The sequence below is a fragment of the Kitasatospora sp. NPDC041917 genome (assembly GCF_055589745.1).
In genome coordinates this window covers 82,652-107,423 of the sequence record NZ_JBVJBI010000013.1, presented here as the reverse complement: position 1 = coordinate 107,423, position 24,772 = coordinate 82,652, and the positions used below count along the sequence as shown (strand labels likewise).

Annotated in this window: 24 protein-coding genes and 1 tRNA gene; 18 read left to right on the top strand and 7 right to left on the bottom strand. The window is 71.7% G+C overall.

The window, feature by feature from the left end:
- Window positions 1–31 precede the first annotated feature (31 nt).
- Window positions 32–637, top strand: a complete 606-nt coding sequence (gene rdgB, locus ACZ6EM_RS18310; RefSeq protein WP_401048436.1) for an RdgB/HAM1 family non-canonical purine NTP pyrophosphatase — start codon at window positions 32–34, stop codon at window positions 635–637.
- 73 nt (window positions 638–710) lie between these two features.
- Here rdgB and ACZ6EM_RS18305 read toward each other — a convergent pair.
- Window positions 711–794: transfer RNA gene (locus tag ACZ6EM_RS18305), tRNA-Leu, on the bottom strand.
- Window positions 795–1,294: 500 nt separating this feature from the next.
- Here ACZ6EM_RS18305 and ACZ6EM_RS18300 point away from each other — a divergent pair.
- Window positions 1,295–3,634, top strand: a complete 2,340-nt coding sequence (locus ACZ6EM_RS18300; RefSeq protein ID WP_465772795.1) for a chitinase C-terminal domain-containing protein — start codon at window positions 1,295–1,297, stop codon at window positions 3,632–3,634.
- Window positions 3,635–3,729: 95 nt separating this feature from the next.
- On the opposite strand, the gene bcp is transcribed toward ACZ6EM_RS18300, so the two are convergent.
- Window positions 3,730–4,203, bottom strand: coding sequence for a thioredoxin-dependent thiol peroxidase (gene bcp / locus ACZ6EM_RS18295; RefSeq protein WP_401048434.1), 474 nt, complete (start codon window positions 4,201–4,203; stop codon window positions 3,730–3,732).
- Between the two features lie 166 nt (window positions 4,204–4,369).
- Here bcp and ACZ6EM_RS18290 point away from each other — a divergent pair, with 166 nt between their 5' ends.
- The 3 genes from ACZ6EM_RS18290 (at window position 4,370) to ACZ6EM_RS18280 (ending at window position 6,510) form a co-directional block, all read left to right on the top strand.
- Window positions 4,370–4,711, top strand: coding sequence for a DUF3618 domain-containing protein (locus ACZ6EM_RS18290; protein WP_380538871.1), 342 nt, complete (start codon window positions 4,370–4,372; stop codon window positions 4,709–4,711).
- Between the two features lie 184 nt (window positions 4,712–4,895).
- The gene (locus tag ACZ6EM_RS18285) at window positions 4,896–5,198 is read left to right on the top strand and encodes a GroES family chaperonin (RefSeq protein ID WP_049655715.1); all 303 of its coding nucleotides are present in this window, start codon (window positions 4,896–4,898) and stop codon (window positions 5,196–5,198) included.
- A gap of 130 nt (window positions 5,199–5,328) precedes the next feature.
- Complete coding sequence (locus ACZ6EM_RS18280; RefSeq protein WP_465772760.1) at window positions 5,329–6,510, top strand: winged helix DNA-binding domain-containing protein; 1,182 nt, start codon at window positions 5,329–5,331, stop codon at window positions 6,508–6,510.
- A gap of 30 nt (window positions 6,511–6,540) precedes the next feature.
- Here ACZ6EM_RS18280 and ACZ6EM_RS18275 read toward each other — a convergent pair whose 3' ends face one another.
- On the bottom strand, window positions 6,541–8,880 hold the full coding sequence (locus ACZ6EM_RS18275; RefSeq protein ID WP_465772759.1) for a transglycosylase domain-containing protein: 2,340 nt from the start codon (window positions 8,878–8,880) through the stop codon (window positions 6,541–6,543).
- Window positions 8,881–9,104: 224 nt separating this feature from the next.
- Between ACZ6EM_RS18275 and ACZ6EM_RS18270 the strand changes: the two genes are divergently transcribed.
- The 12 genes from ACZ6EM_RS18270 (at window position 9,105) to ACZ6EM_RS18215 (ending at window position 21,298) form a co-directional block, all read left to right on the top strand.
- On the top strand, window positions 9,105–9,902 hold the full coding sequence (locus ACZ6EM_RS18270) for an ABC transporter permease (protein WP_465772758.1): 798 nt from the start codon (window positions 9,105–9,107) through the stop codon (window positions 9,900–9,902).
- A complete protein-coding gene (locus tag ACZ6EM_RS18265; protein WP_452178298.1) occupies window positions 9,895–10,746 on the top strand; it encodes an ABC transporter permease in 852 nt (283 codons plus the stop codon). The genes ACZ6EM_RS18270 and ACZ6EM_RS18265 overlap by 8 nt, the downstream gene beginning before the upstream one ends.
- An 82-nt stretch (window positions 10,747–10,828) precedes the next feature.
- Window positions 10,829–11,791 carry an ABC transporter ATP-binding protein gene (locus tag ACZ6EM_RS18260; protein ID WP_401047224.1) on the top strand — a complete coding sequence of 321 codons (963 nt, stop codon included), beginning with the start codon at window positions 10,829–10,831 and terminating at the stop codon, window positions 11,789–11,791.
- A 183-nt stretch (window positions 11,792–11,974) separates the two neighbouring features.
- Window positions 11,975–13,228: a glycosyltransferase family 2 protein gene (locus ACZ6EM_RS18255; RefSeq protein ID WP_465772757.1), complete on the top strand. Its 1,254-nt coding sequence runs from the start codon at window positions 11,975–11,977 to the stop codon at window positions 13,226–13,228.
- A 2-nt stretch (window positions 13,229–13,230) separates the two neighbouring features.
- Window positions 13,231–14,526, top strand: a complete 1,296-nt coding sequence (locus ACZ6EM_RS18250) for a nucleotide sugar dehydrogenase (protein ID WP_465772794.1) — start codon at window positions 13,231–13,233, stop codon at window positions 14,524–14,526.
- A 159-nt stretch (window positions 14,527–14,685) separates the two neighbouring features.
- Window positions 14,686–15,981 (top strand): DUF445 domain-containing protein, encoded by a 1,296-nt coding sequence (locus ACZ6EM_RS18245; RefSeq protein WP_465772756.1) that lies wholly within the window; start codon window positions 14,686–14,688, stop codon window positions 15,979–15,981.
- A 114-nt stretch (window positions 15,982–16,095) separates the two neighbouring features.
- Entirely contained in the window at window positions 16,096–17,136 is a 1,041-nt protein-coding gene (locus tag ACZ6EM_RS18240) for an adenosine deaminase (protein WP_401047226.1), read from the top strand.
- Between the two features lie 210 nt (window positions 17,137–17,346).
- Window positions 17,347–17,919, top strand: coding sequence for a toxin-antitoxin system HicB family antitoxin (locus ACZ6EM_RS18235; protein WP_401047216.1), 573 nt, complete (start codon window positions 17,347–17,349; stop codon window positions 17,917–17,919).
- Between the two features lie 117 nt (window positions 17,920–18,036).
- Window positions 18,037–18,876, top strand: coding sequence for a DUF4097 family beta strand repeat-containing protein (locus ACZ6EM_RS18230; protein WP_401047213.1), 840 nt, complete (start codon window positions 18,037–18,039; stop codon window positions 18,874–18,876).
- Window positions 18,876–19,820, top strand: a complete 945-nt coding sequence (locus ACZ6EM_RS18225; protein ID WP_401047210.1) for an ATP-binding cassette domain-containing protein — start codon at window positions 18,876–18,878, stop codon at window positions 19,818–19,820. The genes ACZ6EM_RS18230 and ACZ6EM_RS18225 overlap by 1 nt, the downstream gene beginning before the upstream one ends.
- Entirely contained in the window at window positions 19,817–20,596 is a 780-nt protein-coding gene (locus ACZ6EM_RS18220) for an ABC transporter permease (protein ID WP_401047207.1), read from the top strand. Before ACZ6EM_RS18225 ends, ACZ6EM_RS18220 begins: the two co-directional genes overlap by 4 nt.
- Before the next feature lie 111 nt (window positions 20,597–20,707).
- Window positions 20,708–21,298 carry a hypothetical protein gene (locus tag ACZ6EM_RS18215; RefSeq protein ID WP_401047204.1) on the top strand — a complete coding sequence of 197 codons (591 nt, stop codon included), beginning with the start codon at window positions 20,708–20,710 and terminating at the stop codon, window positions 21,296–21,298.
- Window positions 21,299–21,479: 181 nt separating this feature from the next.
- Here ACZ6EM_RS18215 and ACZ6EM_RS18210 read toward each other — a convergent pair whose 3' ends face one another.
- Window positions 21,480–21,875, bottom strand: coding sequence for a hypothetical protein (locus tag ACZ6EM_RS18210; RefSeq protein WP_465772755.1), 396 nt, complete (start codon window positions 21,873–21,875; stop codon window positions 21,480–21,482).
- A 413-nt stretch (window positions 21,876–22,288) separates the two neighbouring features.
- Window positions 22,289–22,744, bottom strand: coding sequence for a GNAT family N-acetyltransferase (locus ACZ6EM_RS18205; protein WP_401054220.1), 456 nt, complete (start codon window positions 22,742–22,744; stop codon window positions 22,289–22,291).
- Window positions 22,745–23,055: 311 nt separating this feature from the next.
- Between ACZ6EM_RS18205 and ACZ6EM_RS18200 the strand changes: the two genes are divergently transcribed.
- On the top strand, window positions 23,056–23,313 hold the full coding sequence (locus tag ACZ6EM_RS18200) for a hypothetical protein (RefSeq protein WP_465772754.1): 258 nt from the start codon (window positions 23,056–23,058) through the stop codon (window positions 23,311–23,313).
- Between the two features lie 234 nt (window positions 23,314–23,547).
- Here the strand turns inward: ACZ6EM_RS18200 and ACZ6EM_RS18195 are convergent, their stop codons facing one another.
- A complete protein-coding gene (locus ACZ6EM_RS18195; RefSeq protein ID WP_465772753.1) occupies window positions 23,548–23,733 on the bottom strand; it encodes a DUF397 domain-containing protein in 186 nt (61 codons plus the stop codon).
- A 3-nt stretch (window positions 23,734–23,736) separates the two neighbouring features.
- Window positions 23,737–24,588 (bottom strand): helix-turn-helix domain-containing protein, encoded by an 852-nt coding sequence (locus ACZ6EM_RS18190; RefSeq protein WP_401054225.1) that lies wholly within the window; start codon window positions 24,586–24,588, stop codon window positions 23,737–23,739.
- Window positions 24,589–24,772 lie beyond the last annotated feature (184 nt).

Below are 24,772 nucleotides of genomic sequence, written 5' to 3'. Positions count from 1 at the left end.
TCGTCCCCGGCCCCTCGGTAGGGTGGGCGATATGTCCACCCGCCTGATTCTCGCCACCCGTAACCAGCACAAGGTCACCGAGCTCCGCGCCATCCTGGCGGACGCCGGCCTGGACGTCGAACTCGTCGGCGCCGACGCCTACCCGGAGATCCCGGACGTCCCCGAGACCGGGGTCACCTTCGCCGAGAACGCCCTGCTCAAGGCGCACGCCCTGGCCCGCGCCACCGGCCTGCCCGCCGTCGCCGACGACTCCGGCCTCTGCGTGGACGTGCTGAACGGCGCGCCCGGCATCTTCTCCGCCCGCTGGTCCGGCAAGCACGGCGACGACACGGCCAACCTCGACCTGCTGCTCGCCCAGCTCTCCGACATCGCCGAGCCGCACCGCGGTGCCCACTTCTTCTGCGCCGCCGCCCTCGCGCTCCCCGACGGCACCGAGCGCGTCGTCGAGGGCCGCCTCCTCGGCACCCTGCGCACCGCCCCGGCCGGCGACGGCGGCTTCGGCTACGACCCGGTCCTCCAGCCGCTCGGCGAGACCCGCACCTGCGCCGAACTCACCCCGGCCGAGAAGAACGCCATCAGCCACCGCGGCAAGGCCTTCCGTGCCCTCGCCCCGGTCGTCAAGGACCTGCTGGCCTGACACTCCGTCCGGTGAGCGCGTCGAAGGCCCGCCCCGGGATCACCTCGGGGCGGGCCTTCGATTTCAACGCCAGTGCGGCCTGAGGGACTCGAACCCTCACGGGATTTCTCCCATGGGCACCTAAAACCCAGGCGTCTGCCAATTCCGCCAAGGCCGCATGGCGACCAGTCTAGAGCTTCGTCGAGTGTGGGGACAGCGAGTTCGGCCGCCGCCCCGCCGGTGCCGCGTCCCGGTTCGGCCCCCGGTTCGGCCCCCGGTTCGGTCCCGGCCGCGTCCCGGTCGGGGGACGGCCGCGCGTCGGCCGTGCGCCGGTGCGGGCAGCTCGGCCGCCGGGTCGGCCGGCGCGCGCCGGGAGCGGGTTTCGGCCAGGGGGCTGACCGATTGTCGAGCGGCTCCGACCTGTGATGTTTGGCTTTTGATTACCAATTGGTACAGACCTATTGACCTATGTGGTTCAGACCACATAGCTTCTGCGCCAATTGCAATCCCCCACGTGCGTGCTCCCCCACAGGCACGCGCCGACACTCTCTCCTGGAGGACCGAGTGTTGATCCGAAACACGGCGGAGCGGCGTCCCACCGCCGCCCACCGCCGGAAGAGCCCGGCCGCCCGGGCCGGCGTGGCCTCGCTCGCCGCGGCCTCGCTGGCCGGACTGCTGATGGCGACGCTGGGTGCGGCGCCCTCGCAGGCGTCGGCGGCGGTCGACAACGCGGCCTGTCGGCCGGACGGCCTGTACCAGACCCCCGGGGTGGACGTCCCGTACTGCTCCGTCTACGACACCAGCGGGCGCGAGAAGATGGGCGCCGACCACCAGCGCCGCATCATCGGCTACTTCACCGGCTGGCGCACCGGCAAGAACGGCGACGCGCCGTACCTGGTGAACGACATCCCCTGGGACAAGGTCACCCACCTCAACTACGCCTTCGGCCACGTCGGCGGCGACAACAAGCTCTCGGTCGGAACCGACGGCCCGACCAACGAGGCCACCGGGATCTCCTTCCCCGGCGTCCCCGGTGCCGAGCTGGACCCGAGCCTGCCGTACAAGGGCCACTTCAACCTGCTGACGAAGTTCAAGAAGCAGTACCCGAACGTCAAGACCCTGATCTCGGTGGGCGGTTGGACCGAGACCGGCGGCTACTTCGGGGACGACGGCAAGCGCGTCGACTCCGGCGGCTTCTACTCGATGACCGTCAACGCGGACGGCAGCGTCAACCAGGCCGGCATCGACACCTTCGCCGCCTCCTCGGTCGACTTCATCCGCAAGTACGGCTTCAACGGCGTCGACATCGACTACGAGTACCCGACCTCGATGAAGGACGCCGGCAACCCGCTGGACTGGCAGCTCGCCAACGCCAAGCGCGGCTCGCTGGCCAAGGGCTACGCGGCGCTGATGAAGACCCTGCGCGAGAACCTGGACAAGGCCGGCGCCGCCGACGGCAAGCACTACCTGCTGTCGGTCGCCGCCCCGTCCTCCGGCTACCTGCTGCGCGGCATGGAGACCTTCCAGGTGGCCAAGTACCTGGACTACGTCAACATCATGTCGTACGACCTGCACGGCGCCTGGAACAAGTACGTGGGCCCGAACGCCTCGCTGTTCGACGACGGCAAGGACGGCGAGCTGGCCGCCGCCAACGTCTACGGCACCGGGCAGTACGGCGGCATCGGCTACCTGAACGCCGACTGGTCGTACCACTACTTCCGCGGTTCGATGCCCGGCGGCCGGATCAACGTCGGCCTGCCGTACTACTCCCGCGGTTTCAAGAACGTGCAGGGCGGCACCAACGGCCTCTGGGGCACCGCCTCCGCGACCACCTGCCCGGCCGGCTCCGGCCTGACCGCCTGCGGTGACGGCGCGGTCGGCATCGACAACATCTGGAACGACAAGGACGACGCGGGCAAGGAGTCCCCGGCCGGGTCGAACCCGATGTGGCACGCCAAGAACCTGGAGAAGGGCATCCTGCCCGACTACCTGGCCAAGTACGGCGTGTCCGACACCGCGCTGCAGGGCACCTACACCCGCAACTACAGCTCCGCCCTGGTGGCGCCGTGGCTGTGGAACGACACCAAGAAGGTGTTCCTCTCCACCGAGGACGAGCAGTCGGTGGGCGCCAAGGCGGACTACATCGTCAACCAGGGCGCCGGCGGCGCGATGATCTGGGAGCTCGCGGGCGACTACAAGTGGGACGCCGCCGCCAACGGCGGCAAGGGCGAGTACGTCCCCGGTTCGACGCTGACCTCGCTGATGTACGACAAGTTCAAGTCGGCGGCCCCGTACGGCGCGATCCGCTCGACGACCTCGCTGCCGCAGCAGACCCTGCCGATCGACGTGTCGTTCACCAACTTCGCGCTGGGCGACTCGAACTACCCGATCAACCCGAAGCTGCACATCGTCAACAACTCGACGCTGACCCTGCCGGGCGGTACCGAGTTCCAGTTCGACTACGGCAACTCGGCCCCGGGCAACGCCAAGGACCAGTCCGGCTTCGGCCTCCAGGTCATCAAGCAGGACAACCCGGGCCCGGGCAACGTGGGCGGTCTGAAGGGCACCTACAACCGGGTGTCGGTCAAGCTGCCGGGCTGGCAGTCGCTGGCGCCGGGCGCCTCGATCGACATGGACTTCGTCTACTACCTGCCGGTGTCCACGCCCTCCAACTGGACGGTCAACGTGGGCGGCACGCTGTACGGGATCAAGGGTGACCTGACCCGCGGTGCGGTGGACGGCGGCACACCGACCCCGACCCCGTCGCAGACGGCCACCCCGACGCCGACCCCGACGCCGACCCCGACGCCCACCGCGACCGGGACGCCGACCCCGACGCCGACCCCGACCTCGGGCGCCTGCACGGCCGCCCCGGGCTGGGACGCGGGCACCACCTACGCGACCCCCACCAAGGTCTCGTGGAAGGGCCACTACTACCAGAACAAGTGGTGGACCAAGGGCGACGACCCCGCGGCCAGCGGCTCGTGGGGAGTCTGGAGCGACCTCGGGGCCTGCTGATCGGGCCGGTCCCCCGAGGTGAGGAACGGCGGTGGCGGTGCACCCGGTCGGGGGGTGTGCCGCCACCGCTTCGTCGTTCTCCGTACCGCGGTCGGTCAGGCGCCGACCTTGAGGTCGCGCAGCAGCTTGGCGACGTGGCCGGTGGCCCGCACGTTGTAGAACGCGTGCTCCACCTTGCCCTGCTCGTCCACGACGATCGTGGAGCGGATCACGCCCAGGTAGGTGCGGCCGTAGTTCTGCTTCTCGCCGAAGGCGCCGTACGCCTCCAGCACCTCCTTGTCCGGGTCGGACAGCAGCGTGACCTTGAGGTTCTCGGCCTCGCGGAACCTGCCGAGCTTCTCCGGCTGGTCCGGGGAGATGCCGATGACGTCGTAGCCGGCGCCCGCGAGGACCTCCAGGTTGTCGGTGAAGTCGCAGGCCTGCTTGGTGCACCCGGGGGTCAGGGCGGCCGGGTAGAAGTAGACGATGACCTTGCGGCCGGCGTGGTCGGCGAGGGACACCTGGTTGCCGTCGGCGTCGGACAGGCTGAAGGCGGGCGCGGTGTCGCCGGGCTGGAGGCGCTCAGACACGGTCGTACTCTCCTGAAGGCTGGGACGGGCGGCTGTACCACGGCAAACTTACCTCCGATGGTGGGTGGGGCCGCGCGGCCGTGTTCGGCAGCTGACACACTGGGTCAGTCGCACCGATCGCACGGATCGGACGGAACGACATCGGCGAGTGAATGGGGTGGCCCGAGTGGGCGAGGCGAGCACGCAGGACAAGTCGGCGCGGACGACCGCCCAGATCGAGGCGGACATCGAGCGGACGCGTGACCGGCTGGCGGGGACCCTCGACGAGCTGGCCGTCCGCGTCCACCCGAGCACCATCTCCGCCCAGGTCAAGGCCAAGGCGGCGGCCGCCGTCGAGGAGCGGGCAGCCCGGGCGTACGTGGCCGCCAGCGGCGTGGTGGAGAAGGTCCGGGCGCAGTTCGTGGACGAGAAGGGGCAGCCGCGCCGGGAGCGGATCGTCCCGGCCGCGCTGGTCGGCGTGGGCCTGGTGCTGCTGGTCGCCTCGGCCCGCAAGCGCCGCAAGGGCTGAGTACCGCGGGACGGAGGGCCGGGCGCGCCGCGTGCCCGGCCTTCCGCGTACCGGGCCAGCGTCACGCCCCGCGCCCGGGGGAGGTACCTTCGGGACCGTGAGTACGAACGACGAAGCGACCCGCTCCGAGTACGCGCAGGAGCCCGCCCGCCACGACCGGCTCGGCGAGAAGCTGCCGATCCGGATGCTGCACGACCGCGTGCTGGTGCGCATCGAGGGCGGCGAGGGCGAGCGCCGCTCGACCGGCGGCATCCTGATCCCGGCCACGGCGGAGCTGTCCAAGCGCTGTACCTGGGCGGAGGCCGTCGCGGTGGGCCAGAGCGTGCGCTCGGTGGAACCGGGGGACCGGGTGCTGTACGACCCGGAGGACAAGCTGGAGGTGGAGGTCCGCGGCGCCACCTACGTGCTGCTGCGCGAGCGCGACCTGCACGCCGTCGCCGCGACCCGTTTCGGCGACACGGAGGGCTCGACCGGGCTGTACCTGTGACGGCCTGATCCGCCCGGTGCCCCGCGGTGCCCCGACCCGGGTCGGGGCACCGCGCTTCCGGCGCGGGCGGCGGGCCGGGCCGCCCGGGCGTCGTCGGTGCCGCGCGGCGGACACGCGCTAGGGTCCCGGCATGGGTGTGCCGGTGATCGGGGATGCGGAGCGTCGGGCCAGGCTGGGGCGGCGGCAGTTGCTGGTGCCGTCGCTGCGGGCGGCGCGGGTGGAGGACGTGGCCGACGCGGTGGTCGGGCTGCACGCGACGGACGCGGCCACGGTGTACCTGTCGGCCTGCGCGCGGCTGGCGAAGCCCTCGGCGGCGGAGGTGGACCGGGCGCTGTACGAGGACGTCTCGCTGGTGAAGCTGCTGTCGATGCGGCGGACGATCTTCGCGGTGACGGAGGGCCTCGCCCCGTACGTGAGTTCGGCGGCGGCGCGGGCGATCGCGGCGAAGGAGCGGGCGACGCTGCTGAAGCACCTGCGGGACTTCGCCGAGGGCTGGGACGAGGCCCGGCTGGCGGAGACGGAGCGCGAGGTGCTGGCCGCGCTGGCCGTCCGCGGCGAGGCGACGACCAGGGAACTCTCCGAGGACGTACCGCAGTTGCGCGAGACGATGCTGATGTCGGCGGGCAAGGCGTACGAGGCGAAGCAGAGCGTGGGCAGCCGCCTGCTGCGGCTGCTGGCCTCCGACGGGCATGTGCGCCGCTCCCGCCCGCGCGGTTCGTGGCTGAGCAGCAGCTACCCGTGGGCGCCGGTGCCGCAGTGGCCGGAGGTGCCGGTGCGGGAGGCGAAGGCCGAGGTGGTGCGGCGCTGGCTGGCGGCGTACGGACCGGCGACGGCCGAGGACGTGAAGTGGTGGACGGGCTGGACGCTGGGGGACGTCCGCCGGGCGCTGGCCGATCTCGGGGCGCTGGACGTGGCGCTGGCCGGCGGAGCGCCGGCGCTGGTGCTGCCGGGGGACGAGGCGCCGGTGGCGGAGCCGGAGCCGTGGGCGGCGCTGCTGCCCGCGCTGGACCCGGCGGTGATGGGCTGGCGCGGGCGGGACTGGTACCTGCGGCCGGAGCACGTGCCGGCGCTGTTCGACCGGGCGGGCAACGCCGGGCCGACGGTGTGGTGGTGCGGCGAGGTGGTGGGCGGCTGGGCGCAGCGCCCCGACGGCGCGGTGGTGTGGCGGCTGTTCCGGGACGTCGGGGCGGCGGCGGAGCGGGCCGTCGCGGAGCGGGCCGAGCGGCTGGCGGGCTGGCTGGGGGAGGTGCGGGTGACGCCGCGGTTCCGCACCCCGCTGGAGCGCGAACTGGTGGCCCGGGGCGTGTCCTGAAGCCTGTTCCGGAAGTCCGGGGACAAAGCTTCAGGGCGTGGGCGGGGCCGCCGGGCGGCTGACGGGGCCGCCGGTGGCGCTGGGCGGGGCGGTGGGGCGGGTCGGCTGGACCTGGCTGGGCCTGGGGGTGGGGCTGGGCTGTTCCGGCTCCGTCGTGGGCTTGGGCGCCTGCGGGCTGGGGGTGATCGGGCCGGGAGCGGGTCGGCCGGTGGCGGCGGGGGTGCTGGGCTCGTGGCCGGGCGGTGTGCCGGGGGCCGGGCCGGCGTTGGCGGGTTCGCCGCCGGCGGCGGGGGCGGTGGTCGGGGTGGTGGCGCTGGGGGTGGTGCCGGCGGGGGCGGTGGGCCAGGGGGTGGCGGCGGGGGTGCCGTGTCCGGTCTTGAGGTCGAAGTCCTGGGTGGGGGTGCCGTCGAGGGCGGCGGCCATGTAGGCGGTCCAGATCCGGGTGGGGAAGGTGCCGCCGTTGATCCGGGTGAGTCCGGCGGTGCCGGCCAGTGGCTCCTTGGCGTGGGTCTTCGGGTTCTCCCGGAACAGGCCGACGGTGGTGGCGAGTTCGGGGGTGTAGCCGGCGAACCAGGCGGAGAGGTTGGAGTCGGTGGTGCCGGTCTTGCCGGCGGCGGGGCGGTTCAGGTCGAGGGCGGCGGCGCCGGTGCCGCGCGGGCTGACGACGTCGCGCAGCACGTCGGTGACGGAGTCGGCGGTCTCCCGGTCGAGGGCCTCGGTGGGGTCGTGTTCGGGCATCTTGGGGACGTCGACGGCGCCGCCGGGGTTGACGCGTTCGAGTTTGACGACGGACCAGGGGGTGCGGGCCCGGCCGTGGTCGGCGAGGGTGGCGTAGACGCCGGCCAGGTCGAGGGCGCTGGGGGTGGCGGTGCCGAGCGTCATCGAGGTGTTGGCCGGGTCCATGCCGCGGACGCTGTCGGGGATGCCGAGCTTGACGGCGGTCTCCCGGACGCGGGCGAGTCCGGCGTCGACGCCCTCCTGCGCGTACACGGAGTTGACGGACTTCACCATGGCGTAGCGCAGGGTGATGCTGCCGTAGTCGACGTCGTCCTCGTTGGGCGGCGCGTAGGGGGTGGGGCCGCCGGTGACGGGGCGTTCGCTGCTGCCGTCGTAGCGGGATTCGGTGGTGATCGGGACGCCGTCGAGGGTGTGCTGGGCGAGCAGGCCGGCGGCGAGGTCGATCGGTTTGAAGGTGGAGCCGATCTGGTTGTCCTGGCGCAGCGCGTCGTTGTAGGGCTGCTTGGCGTAGTCGGGGCCGCCGTAGACGGCGACGACCCGGCCGGTGGCGGGTTCGACGGAGGCGCCGGCGACCCGGACGTCGGTGTCGGTGGCGGGGCGGGCCCGGGGGTCGAGTTCGCCGGTGAGCCGGTCCTGGACGGCCTTGACGAAGGCGTCCTGTCGGGGCTTGTCGAAGGTGGTGGTGATGCGCCAGCCGCCGGCCTTGAGGGTGGCGGCGTCGAGGGTGCCGGAGGAGACGAGGTAGTCGTCGGCGACGCCGACCAGGTAGCCGGCCTGGCCGGCGAGGCCGGTGGCGGGCTGGGGGTCGATCGGGTCGGGGAAGGTGGTGGCGGCGCGGTCGGCGGGGGCGAGGAAGCCGAGCTGGACCATGCCGTCGAGGGTGTAGTTCCAGCGGGCGACGGCCTTCTCGCGGTTGGCGGGGGTGGCGGTCTTGACGTCGTAGAGGCTGGGGGCCTGGAGCAGGGAGGCGAGGTAGGCGCCCTGGGCGGGGGTGAGCCCGGAGACGTCGACGCCGTAGTAGGCGTGGGCGGCGCTCTGGATGCCGTAGGCGCCGCGGCCGAAGTAGCTGCTGTTGAGGTAGCCGGCGAGGATCTCGCGCTTGTCGCGCTGCTGGTCGACCTTGAGGGCGATGAGCAGTTCGCGGCCCTTGCGCTCGATGGTGCGGTCCTGGGTGAGGTAGTAGTTCTTGACGTACTGCTGGGTGATGGTGGAGCCGCCCTGCATGCCCTTGCCGAGCAGGGTGTTCCAGCCGGCCCGGAGCATGCCCTTCAGGTCGATCCCGCGGTTCTGGTAGAAGGTGCGGTCCTCGGCGGAGACGACGGCCTGCTGGGTCGCCGGCGGGATCTGGTCGATGGTGACGTCGGTGCGGTTGACGGCGCCGGTGCGGGCGATCTCGGTGGTGCCGTCGGCGTAGAGGTAGATGTTGTTCTGGGCGACGGCGTGGGCGTTGGGGTCGGGCACCGGGACGATGACGTAGAGCACGGCGAAGCCGCCGGCGGCGAGCAGGAACAGCAGGGTGAGGGTGCCGAGGGTGACCCGCCAGGTGGGCAGGAGCCGGCGCCAGAGCGGGAGGGCACGGCGGGCCTCGCGGCGGGCGGCCCGTTTGGCCTGGCGGCGGGTGCTCAAGGTCATGCCGAGATTATCTGCTATTTGACGTCGGATCAGGCGGGGAAAACCGGGTGCGGGTGGTGCGGGCCGGAGGTACGGTGAAAGGTGCAAACCACATAACGCACCCACTTTCGCAGCTCCGCCCGCCAGGCCCGGCACCCCCGGGTACGGCCGGTCGGAGCCGCTGTGGCGTGCGCGGATGTCGAGGGGAATCCCCCTCTGCCCATATTTGTCGACAAGGAGACAATATGCTCTACGCCGCCGTTGCCCGCGGCGCCTTCCGCCGCTACTCCACCTACCGGGCCGCCACCGTGGCCGGCACCTTCACCAACACCGTCTTCGGCATCATCCTGGCCTCCACCTTCCTCGCCCTCTGGCAGGCCCGCCCCGGCCTCGGCGGCTACGACCAGAGCCAGGCCGTCACCTACATCTGGGTCAGCCAGAGCCTGCTGGTCACCGTCGCGGTCTGGGGCGGCGGCTTCCAGGACGACCTTCAGGAACGCTTCCGCAGCGGCGACATCGCCGTCGACCTCTACCGCCCGGTCGACTTCCAGGCCTGGTGGCTGGCCGCCGACCTCGGCCGGGCCGGCTTCCAGGCGCTGGTGCGCGGCACCGTGCCGATACTGATCGGCGCGCTGGTGTTCCGCATCCGGCTGCCCGAACACCCACTGACCTGGGCGTTCTTCCTGCTCTCGGTACTGCTGGCGGTCGTGGTCAGCTTCGGGCTGCGCTTCCTGGTCTCGATCACCGGCTTCTGGCTGCACGACTCGGAGGGGGTGCGCTCGGTGATGCTGGTGGTCTCGATGTTCTTCTCCGGGATGCTGCTGCCGGTCGCGCTGTTCCCCGGCCTGCTCGGCGACCTCGGCCGGGCGCTGCCCTGGTCGGCGCTGGTGAACGTCCCCACCGACGTCTTCCTGGAACGGACCGGCGGCACCGCCCTGTTCGGGGCGCTCGGCTTCCAGCTCGGCTGGGCGGTGGTGCTGCTCGCCGCCGGGCGGGGCGCCCAGTGGCTGGCCACCCGCAAGGTGGTGGTGCAGGGTGGCTGAGCAACTCGTCGGGCTCCGCCGGGAGCCCCTCGCCGCCCGCACCGCCTGGGCGCTGCGCTCCTGGTGGCTCTGCGCCCGGATGTGGATGCGCTCGATGATGGCCTACCGGGCCTCCTTCGCGCTCAACCTGGCGGCGAGCCTGGTCACCCACTCCCTCGACTTCGCGGTGCTGGTGATCATGTTCCTGCACACCGACCGGCTCGGCGGCTGGAGCCTGCCGGAGATCGCCTTCCTGTACGCCACCGCCACCTTCTCGCTCGGCGTCGCCAACCTGCTGGTCGGCTCGGCCGAGGGGCTCGGCGCGCGGATCCGCAGCGGCTCGCTGGACACCATGCTGATCCGGCCCGCGCCCGCGCTCTCCCAGCTGTGCGCCGAACGCTTCACGCTGCGCCGGCTCGGCCGCCCGCTCCAGGCCGTCGCGGTGCTGGTCTGGTCGCTGGCCGCCCTGGACGTCCACTGGACCTGGGACCGGGTGCTGCTGGTGCCCGCCCTGCTGCTCTGCGGCACCGTCATCTTCGGCGCGATCTACATCGGCGGCGCCACCGTCCAGTTCTGGTGGGGCGAGTCCAAGGAGATCCAGAACTCCTTCACCTACGGCGGCGCGACGCTGCTGCACTACCCGCCGACGATCTTCGCCAAGGAGCTGGTCGCCGGGGCGGTCTTCGGCGTCCCACTGGCCTTCGTCAACTGGCTTCCCGCGCTGCGCATCCTCGACCGGCCCGACCCGCTCGGCCTGCCCACCGCCTTCCAGTTCGCCTCGCCGGTCGTCGCCGCGCTCTGCGTCCTCGCCGCCGGGCTCGCCTGGCGGGCCGGGCTGCGCGCCTACCGCGGCACCGGCAGCTGAACCCCTCCCACCGCACCCCTCCCACCGCACCCCTCCCACCGCACCCCTCCCACCGCACCCCTCCCATCCCGAAGGAGCTCCCATGGCACTGATCGAACTCCAGGACGTCCACCGCACCTTCACCGTACGCACCCGCACGGGCCGGTTCAGCCGGGCCAAACGCGAGGTCCGGGCGGTGGACGGGCTCGGCTTCACCGTCGAGGCCGGCGAGTGCGTCGGCTACATCGGGCCCAACGGGGCCGGCAAGTCCACCACCATCAAGATGCTCACCGGCATCCTCGTCCCCAGCTCCGGACGGCTGCGGGTGGCCGGCGTCGACCCGGCGCGCGAACGCGTCGCACTGGCCCGCCGGATCGGCGTCGTCTTCGGCCAGCGCACCACCCTCTGGTGGGACCTGCCCCTGCGCGACTCCTTCGAACTCGCCCGCCGGATCTACCGCATCCCCGACGCCCGGTACCGCGAGAACCTCGGCCGCTGCGTCGAACTGCTCGACCTCGGCGGACTGCTGGACACCCCGGTGCGCCAGCTCTCGCTCGGCCAGCGGATGCGCGGCGATCTCGCCGCGGCGCTGCTGCACGACCCCCAGGTGCTCTACCTGGACGAGCCGACCATCGGCCTGGACGTGGTCAGCAAGGGCCGGGTGCGGGAGTTCCTGCGCGAGGTCAACCGGGACCGGGGCACCACCGTGCTGCTCACCACCCACGACCTGACCGACATCGAGCAGCTCTGCGGCCGGGTGATGGTGATCGACCACGGCCGGGTGGTCTACGACGGCGGACTGGAGGGCCTGCATGTCACCGGCCGCAGCGAGCGGACGCTGGTGGTGGACCTCGCCCGGGAACTCGCGCACCCGGTCGAGGTGCCCGGGGCCCGGGTCACCAGGGTCGAGGGGCCGCGCCAGTGGCTGGCCTTCCCGGCCCAGGAGAGCGCCGCGCCGATCGTGGCGGCGGTCGCCGCGCGCTACCCCTTGGTGGACCTGTCGGTGCGCGAACCGGCCATCGAGGACGTGATCGCCCGGATGTACGCGGAGGTCGCGATCGGCTGACGGGACGGACGGGCGGCGGCCGGGGGCTCTCCGGCCGCCGCCCGTCCGTCGTACGCCAGTGCCACAGCCGGGCGCGCGTTCGGTTCCTCGTCGCCGGTGCGGGTGATCATCGTGACCCCGGGCCTCCACCGTGAGTTGACCCGGCATCACTCGCCGATGCCGGAACCGGAGGCCCGCCCCCCGATGGCCGTACCCGACGTGACCGTGGTGGTCGCGGTCTACAACACCATGCCGTACCTCACCGCCTGCCTGGACTCGCTGGTCGGGCAGTCCCTGGCGCCGGGGCGGCTGGAGGTGGTGGCCGTGGACGACGGCTCCACGGACGGCGGCGGGGAGCTGCTGGACGAGTACGCCGCCCGCCACCCAGGGCTGTTCACGGTGCTGCACCAGCCCAACTCGGGCGGCCCGGCGGGCCCGACCAACCGCGCCCTGGAGCTGGCCCGCGGCCGCTACGTGCTGTTCCTCGGCGCGGACGACCGGCTCGGCGAGGAAGCGCTGGAGCGGCTGGTCACGGCCGCCGACACCTGGGGCTCGGACGTGGTGGTGCCCAAGCAGATCGGGGTGAACGGGCGGCTGGTCCCGCAGGGGATCTTCCACGCCGACGCCGAGTCCGTGGACTTCACCGACTCCGCGCTGGCCTGGGCGCTGGCCGACACCAAGCTGTTCCGGCTCGACCTCCTCCGGCGCCACGGGCTGCGCCGCGACGAGCGGTTGAAGGTCTTCTCGGACCAGCCGTTCACCCTGGAGGCCTGCCTGCGGGCGGCCCGGGTGTCCGTCCTCGCCTCCTACGACTGCTACTTCCTGGTGCTGCGCGAGGACCGGGGCAACGTCACCGAGCGGGCCGGGGTGCTGGACCGGTTGCGCGGGATCGCCGCGTTGCAGCAGGTGGCGGCGGAACTGGCGGAGCCCGGAGAGGAGTTGGACGCCATCCGGGCCCGCGGCTTCGGCTGGGACGTGCCGCGCCTGCTGCAGGAGGGCTTCCTGCTGCTGGCCGAGGACGTGCAGGAGCGGGTGTGCGTCGAGGTCGCGCGGCTGGTCGAGCGGTTCGGCGCCCGCGAGGTGTACCGCCGGCTGCCGTCCGCCGAGCGGGTGCGGCTCGAACTCGCCTGCGCGGTGCGGCCGGAGGCGCTGCGCGACCAGATCCGCTACGAGGCGGCGCACGGCGATCCACCCGTGGTGGTGGACGGCGGGCGGCGGTACGCGGGCTTCCCGGCGTTCCGGGACGCCCGGCTCGGCCTGCCGGACGAGCTGTTCCTGCTGCCGGAGGACGAGGCCGCCTCTGAGGCCGCCGCCGAGGCGGTCGGGAAGGCCGCCCCGCGGCTCGACCTCGCCCGGCAGCTGTGGCGCGGGCTCGTCCCGGAACAGCTGCGGCGCCGGCTGCGGCGCCACCCGGCGTGGCGCCGGCTGGCCGACTCGGTGAACGGAGGACGGGGATGAGCCTGGACGTCTGCGTGGTCGGCCTGGGCAAGCTGGGCCTGCCGCTGGCGGTGCAGTTCGCGCTGAAGGGCCACCGGGTGACCGGCGCGGACACCGCCCCCGGCGTGGTGGAGAGCGTCAACCGGGGCGTGCCGCCGTTCCCCCGGGAGGCGGGTCTGGACCAGGCGCTCAAGCGCGTCGTCGCCGAGGGCCTGCTGCGGGCCACCGCCGACACCACGGCTGCGGTGGCCCGGGCCGAAACCGTCGTACTGGTCGTCCCGCTGGTCACCGCCGCCGACGGCAGCCCGGACTTCGCCCTGCTCGACGCGGCCACCGACGCCGTCGCGGCCGGGCTGCGCCGGGGCACCCTGGTCAGCTACGAGACCACCCTGCCGGTCGGCACCACCCGGGAGCGCTGGGCGCCCCGGCTGGCGTCCCGGTCGGGGCTCGCGGCCGGGAGGGACTTCGCGCTGGTGTTCAGCCCGGAGCGGGTGCGCACCGGACGGGTCTTCGCCGACCTGCGGCGCTACCCCAAGCTGGTCGGCGGCCTGGACGCGCCCTCCACCCGGCGCGGCGCCGAGTTCTACCGGGCGGTGCTGGACTTCGACCCGCGCCCGGACCTGCCCCGGCCCAACGGCGTCTGGGAACTGGCCTCGACGGAGGCGGCCGAGTTCAGCAAGCTCGCCGAGACCACGTACCGGGACGTCAACATCGCGCTGGCCAATCAGTTCGCCCGGTACGCGGACGAGGTCGGGGTGGACTTCGCGGAGATCGCCGACGCCTGCAACTCGCAGCCGTACAGCCACCTGCACCGGCCGGGCATCGCGGTCGGCGGGCACTGCATCCCGGTGTACCCGCGTCTCTACCTGTGGAACGACCCGGGCGCGACGGTGGTCCGGGCGGCGCGCGAGGCCAACCTGGCGGTTCCGGGGTACGCGGTGGGCGTGCTGGCGGGGGCGGTGCCGGGTGGGATCGCCGGGCAGGGCGTGCTGGTGCTCGGCGCGTCGTACCGGGGCGGGGTCAAGGAGACGGCGTACTCCGGGGTGTTCCCGCTGGTCGAGGCGGTGCGGTCGGCGGGTGCGCGGCCGTACGTCAGCGACCCGCTGTACGAGGCGGAGGAGTTGGCGGCGCTCGGGCTGCCGCCGTACGGCGGGGAGCCGGTGGTGGCGGCGGTGCTGCAGGCCGACCACCCGGAGTACCGGGACCTGACGCCGGCGGACCTGCCGGGGGTGCGGGTGCTGCTGGACGGGCGGCGGTGCACGGACCCGAAGCGCTGGGCGGGCGCGGAGGTGCGGCGGATGGTGCTGGGCGGGGCGTGAGGCCCGGGTTGTTCGGGGCGTCATGCCCGGTCGGTTCGGGTGTGAGGCCCGGTCGGTTCGGGGCGTGAGGCCCGGGCTGTTCGGTGCGTCACGCCCGGCGGGGGCGTGTGATCGCGAGGCGCGCCCCCGGCCGCGCCGGGCAACGGGCAGACTGGCGGGGTGAGTGACGATGCCTTCAACGGGACCGGCCCCGGGGTCCGGTTCACCGCGGCCGACGAGCAGAAGAGACGCGGCGTCCGCCGGATGAAGACCATCGCGACCGGCCTGCTGGCCTTCGCGACCCTGGTCTTCGCCCTGTCCACCTGGGCCGGGGCGGCCGGTGCCGGCCCCTGGGCGGGGTACGTGGCGGCCGCCGCCGAGGCGGGCATGGTCGGCGCGCTGGCCGACTGGTTCGCGGTGACCGCGCTGTTCCGCCGGCCGTTCGGCCTGCCGATCCCGCACACCGCGATCATCCCGACCAAGAAGGACGCCTTCGGTCGCTCGCTCGGCGACTTCGTCGGCGAGAACTTCCTCTCCGGCCACGTGGTCCGCGGCCGCCTGGCGGCACTCGGCATCGGCCGCCGGCTGGGGGAGTGGCTGGCCGCGCCGGGCAGTGCCGAGCGGGTCACCAAGGAGGCCTCGGCGGCGCTGCGCGGCCTGCTCGCGGTGCTCCGCGACGACGACGTGCGGGCGGTGGTCGCCGAGGCGGTGACCAGGCGGGCCGCGGCCACCTCGGTGGCCGAGCCGATGGGCCGGATGCTCGGCAAGGTGGTCGCGGACGGCGGGCACCACGGGGTGGTGGACCTGGTCGCCGTCCGGGCGCACGGCTGGCTGACCACCAACCACGAGGACGTGGTCCGCAAGGTGACCCAGAAGACCCCGGGCTGGACGCCCCGGTTCATCGACCACCAGGTCGGCGAGCGGGTCTACAAGGAGCTGCTGCGCTTCGTCACCGACATCCGGGACGACCCGGACCACCCGGCCCGCGGCGCGATCGACAACTTCCTCGCCGACTTCGCGACCGAGCTGCAGACCGACCCGGAGACCATCGCCCGGGTCGAGCGGGCCAAGGGCGAGCTGCTGGCCCGCGCCGAGGTGCAGGACCTGATCAACTCCACCTGGGCGGCCGTGCGCACCCTGGTGATGGGCGCGGCCGAGGACGAGGACAGCGAACTGCGCCGGCGCATCCGCGACGGCGTGCGCCGCTTCGGCGAGCGCCTGGCCACCGACCCCAAGCTCCAGGCCAAGGTGGACGGCTGGCTCCAGGACGCCGCCCAGTACCTGGTCGACACCTACCGCACCGAGATCACCTCGCTGATCTCCGAGACGGTGGCGGGCTGGGACGCCGACGACGCCTCCCGCAAGATCGAGGCCAACGTCGGCCGCGACCTCCAGTTCATCCGGATCAACGGCACCGTGGTCGGCGCCCTGGCCGGGCTGCTGATCCACACCCTGGCGGTGGCGCTCGGAGGGTGACCCCGGGCACGGCCTATCCTTGCCAGCAACTGTCTTCAGTACGCGCGTAGAAGGAAGAAGGGAACCACCGTGGTCCAGCCGGACGGAAGTCGGATCGGCCCCAACCCCAGTCGGATCGAGCCCGCAGACCGGAGCATCGAGGCGTTCATCGCCGGGATGCCCAAGGCGGAACTGCACGTCCACCACGTCGGCTCGGCCTCGCCGCGCGTCGTCGCGGAACTGGCCGCCCGGCACGCCGGGAACTCCAAGGTGCCGACCGACCCGGCGGCGCTCGCCGAGTACTTCACCTTCACCGACTTCGCGCACTTCATCGAGGTCTACCTGAGCGTGGTGGACCTGGTCCGGGACGCCGAGGACGTCCGCGCGCTCACCTACGGCGTCGCCGAGGACATGGCCCGGCAGAACATCCGGTACGCCGAGCTGACCATCACCCCGTACTCCTCGGTCCGCCGGGGCATCCCCGAGGTCGCCTTCATGGAGGCGATCGAGGACGCCCGGCTGCGCGCCGAGAAGGAGCTCGGCGTGGTGCTGCGCTGGTGCTTCGACATCCCGGGCGAGGCCGGGCTGCAGTCCGCCGAGGAGACCGCCCGGCTGGCCACCGAGCTGGGCCCCGACGGCCTGGTCAGCTTCGGCCTGGGCGGCCCGGAGATCGGCGTGCCGCGCCCGCAGTTCAAGCCGTACTTCGACCGGGCCCGGGCGGCCGGCCTGCGCAGCGTCCCGCACGCGGGCGAGACCACCGGGCCGGAGACGGTCTGGGACGCGATCCGGATGCTCGGCGCCGAGCGCATCGGGCACGGAACCCAGGCGGTGAAGGACCCGGCGCTGGTCGACCACCTGGGCGAGCACCGCATCCCGCTGGAGGTCTGCCCGACCTCCAACCTCGCCACCCGGGTGGTGGAGCGGATCGAGGACCACCCGATCAAGCGGATGGTCGACGCCGGGCTGCTGGTGACGGTCAACAGCGACGACCCGCCGATGTTCGGCACCGACCTCAACACCGAGTACGCGGTGGCGGCGCGACTGCTGGGCCTGGACGAGGCCGGGGTGGCGGGGCTGGCCCGCAACGCCGTCGAGGCCTCCTTCCTGGACGGGGCGGGCAAGACCCGGCTGGCCGGGGAGATCGACGCCTACCTGGCGGGCTGGCAGCAGGCCTGACCTTCCCGCGGTCGCGTTTCCCGCGGTCGCGTTTCCCGCGGTCGCGTGTCCCGCGGTCGCGTTTCCCCTGGTGAACCGCCCCGTCGACCTCGGTCGGCGGGGCGGTTCCGTGCTCGGGTGCCGGCCGCGCCATCCCCGTTCCGGTGGTGGCGCCAAAGTGGTGCCACAAATGGCTCGACATGGCGCCACCGCCGTGCCATGCTTACGGCCATGGACCTCACGCCGTACGTGGAAAACCTCCGGAACGAGCTCGCGGTGGCCGCCGCCACCGGCGGGGACGAAGCCCGTGCGCTGGCCGAGCGGCTCACGCTCCCGCTGGAGTCGGCCGTGCGGCTCACCCTGCTCAACGCGCTCTCGGCCGCCATGGGCGAAGTCACCCGCGACCTCGCCCCCGGCTCGGTGGACGTGCGTCTGCGCGGGCTCGACCCCGAGTTCGTGGTGACGGCGCCGCCCGGCTCGGACGCCTTCCACGGCGATACGGCGCCACAGCCGGCACCGATGGCGCCACTCGTGCCACCGGTGGTGCCGCCGGTGGTGTCTTCGGCGGCGCCGGAGCCGGACGAGACCGGCACCGCCCGGATCAACTTCCGTCTGCCCGCCCACCTCAAGGCCAGGGCGGAGGAGGCCGCCGCCGAGGCCGGCCTCTCGCTCAACGCCTGGCTGGTCCGGGCCCTGGCCGGCGCCCTGGAGGGCGGCGAGCCGGCCCGCCGGCCGGTGGCCGATCCGGGCAGCCGGGTCGCGCGCAGCGTCGGCGGCCAGGGCTTCACCGGCTGGGTCCACTGAGGCCTCCGCAGTACCCCGAGCATCCGCACGACCTCCCGCACCACCTTCTGCACCTTCGACGTCACCCCCGCTCCGACCAGCGGGAACATCCACACGAGTCACAAGGACGGGACAGCCATGCCTACGTACGAGACCGACGGACCGATCTCCGCCATCCTCGAATTCGACATCGGCTCGGTCTGGATCAAGGCCGGCAAGCGCACCGACGCGGTGGTCGAGGTCCGGCCCGCCAATCCGGCCAAGGAGGCGGACGTCAAGGCCGCCGAGCAGACCCAGGTCGACTTCTCCGGTGGCCGGCTCGGCATCAAGGCCCCCAAGCAGCGCAGCGTCTTCAGCGGCAAGAAGGGTGCGGTCGAGGTCCTGGTCGAGCTGCCGGCCGGCTCCGAGGTCCACAGCGAGTCGCCGATGGCCGAGTTCGTCACCGAGGGCCCGCTCGGTGCCTGCCGGCTGAAGACCTCGCTCGGCCGGATCCAGGTCGAGAGCGCCGAGAGCGCCCGGCTCGACAGCGGCTTCGGGGACGTCCGGCTCGGCGCGACGACCGGGGACGCCGAGGTGACGGGGGCCGGCCGGATCGAGATCGGATCCGTCGGGGGCCGGCTGACGGTGAAGAACAGCAACGGCGACACCGAGGTCGACGAGGTGCACGGCGAACTCCACGCCAACGCCTCCAACGGCCGGATCCACGTCGGCCTCGCCGAGGGGAACGTGGACGCCAAGTCGGCGCACGGCCACATCCGGGTCGGCCGGGTGGTCCGCGGCAAGGTCACCCTCCAGACCAGCGTGGGGGACGTCGAGGTCGGCATCGCGGAGGGCACCGCGGCCTGGCTCGACGTGCACAGCAAGGTCGGCGGCGTCCGCAACGACCTCGGCCCCACCCAGGGCCCGGGCGACGCGGTGGAGACGGTCGAGGTCCGCGGCCGCACCCAGGTCGGCAACGTCGTCGTCCGGAGGGCCTGATGGCGGCCGACTCCGCGGTCCCGGCGATCTCGGCGACCGGACTCACCAAGTCCTACGGGGACAAGGCGGTCCTGAGGGGCGTCGACCTGGAGATCCCGGCGGGCAGCGTGTTCGCCCTGCTCGGGCCCAACGGCGCCGGCAAGACCACCACCGTGCAGATCCTCTCCACCCTGATCCCCGCGGACGGCGGCTCGGCCCGGGTGGTCGGGCACGACGTGGCACGCGAGGCCGACGCGGTGCGGAAGGCGATCGGGGTGACGGGCCAGTTCTCGGCGGTGGACAACCTGCTCACCGCCGAGGAGAACCTGATGCTGATGGCCGACCTCAACCACCTCCGCCGTCGGGAGGGGCGGAGGCGGACGGAGGAACTGCTGCGGCGCTTCGATCTCACCGAGGCCTCGCGCAAGGCCGTCACCACCTTCTCCGGCGGCATGCGGCGCAAGCTCGACCTCGCGATGACCCTGGTCGGGGACCCGAAGGTGATCTTCCTGGACGAGCCGACCACCGGGCTGGACCCGCGCAGCCGGCGCACCATGTGGGAGATCATCCGGAGCCTGGTCGCCGACCACGGGGTGACGGTCCTCCTCACCACCCAGTACCTGGAGGAGGCCGACCAGCTCGCCGACCGGATCGCCGTCCTGGACGGCGGCCGGATCGTCGCCGAGGGCACGGCCGAGGAGCTGAAGCGGTTCGCCCCCGGCGGGCGGATCCGGCTCCGGTTCGCGGACGCCGGCTCGCTGGCCACCGCCGCCGCGCTGTTCGAATACGCCACGGCCGACACCGAGGCACTGCGGCTGGAGATCCCGGGGGACAACTCCGTCCTCACCGTGAAGGCCGTGCTGGACGTGCTCGACAACGCGTCCGTGCAGGCCGAGTCGTTGGTCGTGGAGACGGCCGACCTGGACGACGCGTTCCTTCAACTGACCGGGGAGGGCGTGCGATGAGCATGGCCACGGGCACGGCCGGCCACGCGCTCAGCGACTCGCTGACCATGCTGCGCCGCAACCTCAAGCACGCGCTGCGGTACCCGTCCCTGACCTTCGCGGTCGTGGTGATGCCGGTCATGATGCTGCTGCTCTTCAACTACGCCTACGGCAGCACCCTGGGCGCCGGAATCGGCGGCGGCAACTACATCGACTACGTGACGCCCGGCATCGTGCTGATGGCGGCCACCTCCGGGTCGCTGGTCACCGCGATCGGCATCTGCACCGACATGACCGAGGGCATCGTCAACCGCTTCCGCACGATGGCCATATCGCGCTCCGCCTTCCTGGCCGGGCACGTGGTCGGCAGTGTCATCCAGACCATGATCGGGCTGGTGCTGGTGATCGGCACGGCCCTCGCGATGGGCTTCCGGCCGAACGCCGGACCGGTGGAGTGGCTGGCCGCGATGGGCCTGCTGCTCTTCCTCACGATCGCCCTGACCTGGATATCGGCCGGCATCGGCCTGGTGGCCAAGACGGTCGAGAGCGCCAGCAACATGCCGATGCCGCTGCAGTTCCTGCCCTTCATCGGCAGCGCCATCGTGCCGACCGACTCCATGCCGACGGCACTGCGCTGGTTCGCCGAGTACCAGCCCTTCACCCCCATGATCGAGACCCTGCGCGGGCTGTTGATGGGGACCGGGATCGGCACCAGTGCCTGGAGCGCCCTGGCCTGGTGCACCGTGCTGACGCTGGTCGGCTACTTCTGGTCGCGGAGCGTCTTCTACCGGCGGTGACGGGGGTACGGCCGGTGCACCCGGCGGCCCGGACGACGGAGCATCCGTCGTCCGGGCCGTCCGGCATCCCCGTAGTAAAGTCCCGGCAAAGGACAACTCCGGGGGGAGCAAATGACGGTGACGCGCCGCAAGCAGGTCGTGTGGTGGCTCCGGGGCGCGGCGCTGGCGGCCCTCCTGGTGTACCTGCCGGGCTACTTCTCCTCCCGCCAGGGCGGGCTGGTCGAGGTCGAGCGCTGGCTGAACCACCCAGTGCTGCTGCTCGGAACGACGATCGCGCTGGCCGTGGCCTCGGTGGTGGCCCGGTTCGAGTTCCGCACCAGATGGGCGCAGATCGGTTGTGCGGCCGTCCTGTCACCGCTCCTCGTCATCGGGGCGGGGGTCGGAGCCGTGGCGTACATCTTCGGCGGTGACGGCCGGCTGGTCGACCGCAAGCCCGACCCGAACCGCTCCGACCACGTGCTGCGCGTCACCGACATCGCCTTCTCGATCGATCCGGTCTACCGGGTGGAGTTGTTGACGGGAAGCGGCTGGTCGGCCCGCCACTGGGGCCTCGGCACCTGGGAGGAGGGCGACGGCTTCGTCAAGGCCGAATGGTCCGCCCCGGGCCGGATCACGGTGACCTTGCAGAAGGAGATCGAGGTCTTCACCGTGGACGAGGACGGGACGCTGGGCGGCCCCTCGGCCATACCCCGGCCCCGCTAGAGCTGTCGTAAGGTCCGTGCCGAAGATCAGTGAACCGCCGGGGGGCGAAGGTGACAGCGGCACGTCGCAAGCAGATCGGGTGGAAGCCCCGGGAGGAACCCCTGTCCCGGGCCCGCTGAAGAGCCGGCCCTTCTCCGGGGGCCGGAGGAGGGCCCGGGTCCTTCACATCAGCGAGGTGGCGTCACCAGCGGTCGATGCCCATGGTGGTGGCCGCGCTGTGGACGGCGTTGTAGTGCGGGATCGACATGTCGGACTTCTTCTGGCCCGCCGGAAGGTTCCGGTCGGCGGCGCGGAACTCGTCGCGGGCCTCCGCGAGCAGGCTGGTTCCGTGGGAGACCGGGACGTCCTTGGTGCCGTGTGCCGGGTGGGACTTGGCGGCCGTCCTGCTGCCCGCGTTGATCAGGGTGCTGCGGGCCTGGTTGTAGTCGGCGACCTTGACGGTCTTCGGGTTGCGGAGCTCCGCCCGCACCCCGGCCGCCGACGGCGCCTGTTCGGCGGCGGCGGCCGGAGCGGCAGCGGTGGTGAGCGCACCCGTCACGAGGACGGTCGCGAAGGCGTTCCGAAGGGACCTGTGCATGAGGGTGTCCTTCCGATGGGAAAGCGTCACGGATTCGCCCCTCATGAGCACCGGAACGGTCAGGGTGCGAACGCCTCCGCTCTACCCCGGCCCCTGGCGGCGGAAAACCGGCTTCCGCTCAGGAAGTTCGCCGACGATGAGATCAGGCCTTTGCCTGATTGTGCGTTCATGGGATCAGCGCAGTGGAAAGGCGGGGCTGCAACGCGGAAGGGTCCGGCATCCGTGTGGATGCCGGACCCTTCCGACTGTGGAGCGCCAGGCCCGGGTTGCACGGACTCTTCCTACTGAAAGTAGGACGTGCTCTGGTAGCACCGCTGACGCCTGACGAGGAATCATCTCCCTCGCGATGTCGAAAATATTAGCAGCTCAGCACCCGTGCGACGAATCGCGGCCGGGCGGATGGGCGCCGTCGGTCAGAGCTCTCTCGTCATGAACGCGCTGTTCGGGTCGGGCCGGTAGTCCGCGAACGGTTCGCAGGGGACGAATCCGAACTTTTCGTACAGCTTCCTGGCCGGCAGGAAGAAGTCGGGCGTGCCGGTCTCCAGGCTCAGCTTCGTGAAGCCCATGCGCCTGGCTTCGGTGATGATGTGCTCCAGCAGCAGGGACGCGACGCCGCTCCGCTTGCGCAGGGGTGCCGTGCGCATCGACTTCAGTTCGGCGTGGTCTGTGTCCAGTTGCTTGAGAGCGCCGCAGCCGACCAGGACGCCGTCGTCCCGCACCGACCAGAACGTGATCCCGGGCCGGCGGAGGGCGTCGAGATCGAGGGCGTGGGTGCTGGTCGGTGGGGAGATGGCCCGCATCTGCTGGACGTGCTCGTCGAGGAAGCGGGCGATCTCGGGGCCGGAGAGGTCGTCGGTCGCGATCTGCACTGTTGCTCCTGTCCCGGGTCGGGAAACGCGGAAGGGCCCGGCACCCGTGTGGATGCCGGACCCTTCCGACTGTGGAGCGCCAGGCCCGGGTTGCACGGACTCTTCCTACTGAAAGTAGGACGTGCTCTGGTAGCACCGCTGACGCCTGACGAGAGATCATCTCCCTCGCGATGTCGAGAATATTAGCAGCTCAGCACCCGTGTGACGAATCGTGCTCCCGGTACCCGGACCCGGGGGCGCTCTGGTCCACTCCGCGACCACGGTGCCGCCGGCGACCTGCCACACTCGTGCGGACGCGGATGGAGGGGTGGATGGCAGAGCAGAAGAGCGGGGCGTCGGGGGCCGGGGACACGGCCGGGGAGATGGCGCTCGATGTCGAGATGTCCTCGAAGGGGCTCCGGGCGCTCCGGTTTTCGGCGCCGGATTCTCGGCAGTTCCACAACACCGTGCGGTTCGTGGCAGTTCTTGCCGTCACCGCTGTCCTGGGCCGGGCGTGGCTGGCGACAAAGGAGCCGGCGGAGCGGCATGAGTCGACCCAGTGCGGTTGTTGCACGGCGGACGGGGTGTAGTCGCTCGTTCAGGGGCGATGAAAAGCGGAAGGGCCCGGCACCCGTGTGGATGCCGGACCCTTCCGACTGTGGAGCGCCAGGCCCGGGTTGCACGGACTCTTCCTACTGAAAGTAGGACGTGCTCTGGTAGCACCGCTGACGCCTGACGAGAGATCATCTCCCTCGCGACGTCAGGAATATTAGCAGATCAGCACCCGTGTGCCGAATCGCGGCCCCGGCCGGTGCAGCGGGGAGTCAGGCGTCGAACTCGCCGGCGCGGATCGCGGACACGAGGTCGCGCCATTCGTCGGGGGTGAGTTGGGCGATGGCGTTGGGCAGGAGGCTGCTACGGACGTAGATGGCGTCGGGGCCTATGGCCACCTCGGGGCAGCTTGCGCCATCGGGGCAAGCTTCAGGGCGCTTCCAGCGGAGTGTTTCCATGGCTTAGATCTCTTTCTTGATGAGCCGGATGGCATCACGGGACTGGCTCTCGGTGAGAGACCGCTCGGTCATCCTGTCGATGATGTAGCGGTAGTTCTCCAAGTGCTTCTGCTCATGCAGGAATGCCGGGCCGCCGACGGCGTCGAGCTGGACAGTGTCGAGCCGTTTCACAGGGCCGTTGGCATGGATGACGCCTTGTCCCGCGCCCATGAACCCGTTGGTGCTGAAGGTGATCACCCGAAGTGTCACATGAGGAAGTTCCGAGTACTCAAGCAGCCTGTCAAGCTGTCGCCTGGCAGCATCACGGCCGCCGAACAGCATGCGCAGGGCGGCCTCGTGCACCAATGCCGAGTATGGCTCAGCTCCGTCTCGCATCAAGAACGTCGAACGCTGCACTCGATGCTCAACGCGGGCTTCCAGGAGGCGCGGTGAGAGCGGCGGGTAGACATCCTGGAAGATTGCCCGCCCGTACTCCTCGGTCTGCATAACGCCGGGAACATGCGAGACCTGATACGTGCGCATTCCCTTGGCGAAGTACTCCATCTCCGCGATGTCCAGGAAGCCGACCGGCACGGAACCGCGAAAGTCCTCCCACCAGCCTCTGTGGCGCTCCTCGGCCATGGCGCCGAGTGCCTCGATGTAGGTGGCGTCGCTCTCCTGGAAGTCGGAGGCGAGCATCCTCACGCGTTCGGCGCTGATCGGGTACTGCGCCTTCTCGATCTGCGTGATCTTCGTTCGAGAGAACCCAAACAGCGCGGCAGCCTCGGCAGTTGTGCGTCCGGCGCAGTCGCGCATCTTCCGCAGCTCGATGCCGACTCGTTCCTGCCGGGCAGACGGGGTGGTTCCTGGTGGCATGCCCCAAGCATCCATTGCAATTGCGTGAGGGGTCCAGCAATCCATCGATCGAGTGAAGAAACAGGTAGAAGTGCCGGTACATGTACCAGCGATGTCCTACAGTCGGTGACGCACCGACCACCGATGCGGGCGTCAGTAACGCTGCCCTGCACCGCAGAGCACCCATGTCCGGACTGGCTCACGG